The 5123-nt window shown below is 37.0% G+C and carries 1 protein-coding gene; it reads right to left on the bottom strand.

Annotated features, from left to right (window positions below; genetic code table 11):
* Positions 1–5123: non-ribosomal peptide synthetase (locus CHRY9293_RS18155; RefSeq protein ID WP_162034266.1), on the bottom strand; the 5123-nt coding region annotated here is incomplete at both ends.

Below are 5123 nucleotides of genomic sequence, written 5' to 3' on the forward strand. Positions count from 1 at the left end.
CGGAAAATTCAACTTCTTCTGAAGATCCTGATAACGATAAATATTGCCTATATTCATATAAAATATCTTTTGTACTCTCTTCTACTAGTACTAAACCAGCTCCTGTATCTCGCAATATATGATCAAATCTTTCCATGGGATAACCAGGATCCATAGGAACATACGCTCCTCCGGCCTTCAATACTCCTAAAATCCCTATAAGCATATCCTCAGATCTATTCAAACATAAAGGAATAAGTTCATCAGGTACTATTTTATAAGTATCCAATAGATAATGGGCCAACTGATTAGACCTTTCATTGAGCTCTTGATAAGTAAGGCTAACATCCTCATATACCAACGCTATATGATCCGGGGTCTTATCTACCTGACGCTCGAATAATTCATGAAGCAAAGAAGAGCGATCGGATAATAAGGAAGGGATATTGCTATCAATAATAAGGTCTGCATACTGCGTATCGGAAAGATAGAACAATTCATTGGTCCTTATTTCAGGATCTGAAACCAACTGGTTAAGCACAATACGCATCCCTTCTAGTAAACCTAGCATCATAGATTCTTCAAATAATAAACCTTCATAATCAAGCTTTACAACCACTTCATCTCCTCTCTCATACGCAACTACACCCAAAGGATAATCAAGATGCTCTATCGAGTTACGGAACTCAAATAACAATTCATCTGAATAAGAGGTTTCTGAAAAAGGATAATTCTCATAAACAAATAAACTATTGAAAATACGTTCTCCATTAACTTGAAGACCCGCTAAACTCACATCACTATACGTATTCAGATTACTAACGTCCTCCTGAATCCTGTTAATTATATCCCTTACTTTTTCGCCACGGTGATCAACTATCAAGGGTAAAGTATTGATGTAAAGTCCTATCGAAGATTCGATCCCTTCAACAGGAATATTTCTTCCTGAAACTGTAGTACCTACAACCGTAACATCCATATGACTGTAAATACTCAGCTGCTTATGCCATAAATACTGTAAAACGGCATTAACCGTAATACCTTCAGAAGAGGTAAATTTCTTTAATGATTCATATTCATAGCCCGAGAGCGTTATACTAACACTACGATAATCATGAACATGACGATAACTCGATAAATTGATATGTTTCTCCGACTCCTTTAAAAGACTGCTTAAATCCTCCCGATCTTCTAATAAAGACATATAATCTTTCCAGAATCCTAAACTATGACCTTTCGTATTCTGAAGATATTCCTGGGCATCAACATAAGATGTATCAACTAACACAGGAACAAAAACACCCTTAAGAAACTTAAGATAAGTATCATGAACCTCCTGTAATAGTAAAGGCATACTCCAACCATCCAGAATAGCATGATGATTACTGAAAATACAAGTATAATGAGAGGAACTATGTTTAAACAAATATACACGGAACAATCCCGATAAAGATAAATCATAAGCCTCCTGACGATCTTTTGCTATACTTTCTTGGATAAAAGACTCTCGATCAGAAGGTTTATAATCACTAAGATCTATAAAACGCCAATCAACCTCACCATACTCATCAACAATCTGAACAATATTTTCACTCCAGTCAAAACGGGTGCGTAAAATGGGATGATTCTTCTGAACATGAGCCCAAGAATTACGAAGTGCTATTACATCAAGCTCACACCAATAATCCCAAACCGACTGCACACGATAAGCATCATCAAATTCTCCCTGACTTAAAGCATGATACACAAATCCCTCTTGAAGACTGTTGACCAAATAAACCGAAGAAACCTCACAACTATCCTGAATATGAGAAAGCTGAGCAGAACTTATAATAGAACCGATATCCGAAACTGTAAGATAGCTCCTTTCACAACCACATAAGTAATCAACTAGTTTTTTAAGATGATTCTGAAAATGATGAACAAAAGAAGATAGCGCTGAGTCTGAAAAATATCCCGAAAATGAAAAATAAAGCTCACCCTTGATAGCAGCTCCGTTGATATTGAGTAAATGACAATCTTTATTGTTTATACCAATAGGATTACCACTCTTATCTCCCGAGATATACCAATCTTCTGAACCAGAATCTTGCTGATCCAATTGACCAAGGTAATTAAAACTAATACAAGGAAGGGCATGGGAAACATAACCTAAAAGACCTCCATAACCCAAACCATGATGAGGAATACCTCGTAACGATTCTTTCGTATGAACAATCGTTGATCCAATATCCAATCCTACAGACAAACAGAGCGGATACATAGAAGTAAACCAGCCTACCGTATCGGTGATATCTAGGGTACCGAAGATTTCTTCTCGACCATGCCCCTCTAAAAGAACCGCATGAAGAGAAGAACCCGTGAAATCTGATAAACTAAGAGACAAAGCAGATAAAAGTAAATCATTAATCTGAGTATGATAGACTTCATGACATTCACGAAGTAGACGAGATGTATAAAAACTATCCAAGGTAAAGTCTACATGATGATAAGCACTACAAGAAAGAGCCGACAACAAAGCATTACTCCCTTCAACTTGGGATACAACTTCATTCCAATAAACAAGCTCATCTCCGATCACAGAGAGGTCTTGATATTTATAAGATGAGATAGCGGAACTCCACTGACGATAGCTACTGCCTTTAGTATACATAAACTCTTCTCCTCGTTCTAATGTATCATAAATCGTTCTAAGATCTTCGGTGATAATACGCCAACTCACTACATCGATAATAAGATGGTGGAAAGCAAAGTAAAGGCGAGCACGACCATCTTCATAACCTGTTATATATCCGATATGAAATAATCTCCCTGCAGTCAGATCAAAATTACTCTGCCATAACGTAAAGATTTCATAGAGCTCCGCTTCTCCCATTAACGTTCGATCCAAAATATCAAACTCGGGCTCTATCGATAGAGTTCCATAATTCTGAACATAGCCACTAGACGTTTTAGAATAATACATCCGGAAAACATCATGCTTAGAAAACAAAATAGATAAACTGCGACTTAATAAATCAACATCTAGAGACGGTACATTAATTAAAAAAGATTGGTTCCAATGATGAAAATCAACAAGATTATCGATTCCTACTTGATGGAAAAACCAATCCTGAATAGGAAGTAAGGGAACCTCACCCGTTAAAAGACCCTGCTCTGACAAAATTTCTTTGAAATCTTCTTCTGAACGACTTCCTAGAAAATCTGAAAGACGAGAAACAGTACGATAGTTAAAGATATCTTTAACACTTAAGGACAAAGATAGACGCTTTCTTACACGACTTACCAACTGGATACTAATAATACTGTCTCCACCCAATCTAAAGAAATCATCATGGATACCAATACTTTCACTAGATAATCCTAATACATCGCCATAGATCTCAACTAATTGTTTTTCAAGAACAGTCGTGGGAGCAATATACTCCTTATCTCCTGTGAAGTTAGGTTCAGGTAATGCACGACGATCTAACTTCCCATTAATCGTTAAAGGAAATTCCTCCAAATGAACATACGCCGAAGGAACCATATACTCTGGTAAAAGACCCGATAAATACAATGATAAATCTTCAGCATTGATTGCTCTATCCGATACATAATATCCTACCAGATATTTTAACCCGGAGCTATTCTCTTTAGCTAAAACAACACTCTGACCAATACCTTCATAGCCAACAAGTGAACTCTCTATCTCTCCCAATTCTATCCTATAACCTCGAATCTTCACCTGGAAATCATTCCTACCTATATATTCCAAATCGCCTCCAGCAAGATAGCGACCTAAATCTCCAGTCTTATACATACGTCCATTATAACCTATGGACTTCTCTACTTCACTCTGGAAGGGATTTACTAAAAAACGCTCATCGGTAAGTTCAGGTAGATTTAAATAACCTCGTGATAAACCATTACCTCCAATATATAACTCACCCACGGCGCCTACAGGCACAGGACGTAAATAACGATCTAAAACATAAATACGTTGATCAGGAATACTTGCTCCTACCAAAGATGCATTACCTAAACCATCTGAAGTAAGTTCTCGGTAACTCGCATGGACGGTAGTTTCTGTGGTTCCATACATATTGACCAAACAAGGACTATCAGGATAACGTGCATACCAAGGATGTAAGGAAGCAAAATTCAAGGCCTCACCAGCAAAGATAACATAGCGAAGGGACGACAAAGAATCATCCTGTAACAAGGCGACATCCATAAACTGATAAAATGCTGTAGGAGTCTGACATAATACCGTTAAATCATGTTGATGACATAAATTAAAGAACAAATAAGGATCTTTAGTCTCTTCCTTAGTAGGAATCAAAAGCTTACCACCATGCAGCAAAGCACCCCACATTTCCCATACACTTACATCAAAGACATACGAATGGAATAAACTCCATACATCATGATCATTAAAGCCATACCAGTGATCCGTAGAGCTGAAAAGACGAACAACATTATCATGCTCGATCATTACTCCTTTAGGCTTACCTGTTGTGCCACTCGTGTAAATTACATAAGCCAAATTATCAGATTTAACTCCCGTAACAGGATTAGTAATACTACAACCTGAAAGAATATCTACAACAGATACACTATCCAAACTTACAACGGAAAATTCAACTTCTTCTGAAGATCCTGATAAAGATAAATATTGCCTATATTCATATAAAATATCTTTTGTACTCTCTTCTACTAGTACTAAACCAGCTCCTGTATCTCGCAATATATGATCAAATCTTTCCATGGGATAACCAGGATCCATAGGAACATACGCACCTCCGGCCTTCAATACTCCTAAAATCCCTATAAGCATATCCTCAGATCTATTCAAACATAAAGGAATAAGTTCATCAGGTACTATTTTATAAGTATCCAATAGATAATGGGCCAACTGATTAGACCTTTCATTAAGTTCTTGATAAGAAAAGCTAACATCCTCATATACCAACGCTATATGATCCGGGGTCTTATCTACCTGATGCTCGAATAATTCATGAAGCAAAGAGGAGCCATCATATTCATAATAAGATCCTTCACCCATGGATATAACATTTGTGTCTTCTTCACGTACCAAGTGAAGGGAGGATAACTTAGTATGAGAAGAAACAGAATCATGGTAATCTACAAACTGATCTAAA

This window comes from Chryseobacterium potabilaquae (genome assembly GCF_902728265.1).
Classification (GTDB): Bacteria; Bacteroidota; Bacteroidia; order Flavobacteriales; family Weeksellaceae; genus Chryseobacterium; species Chryseobacterium potabilaquae.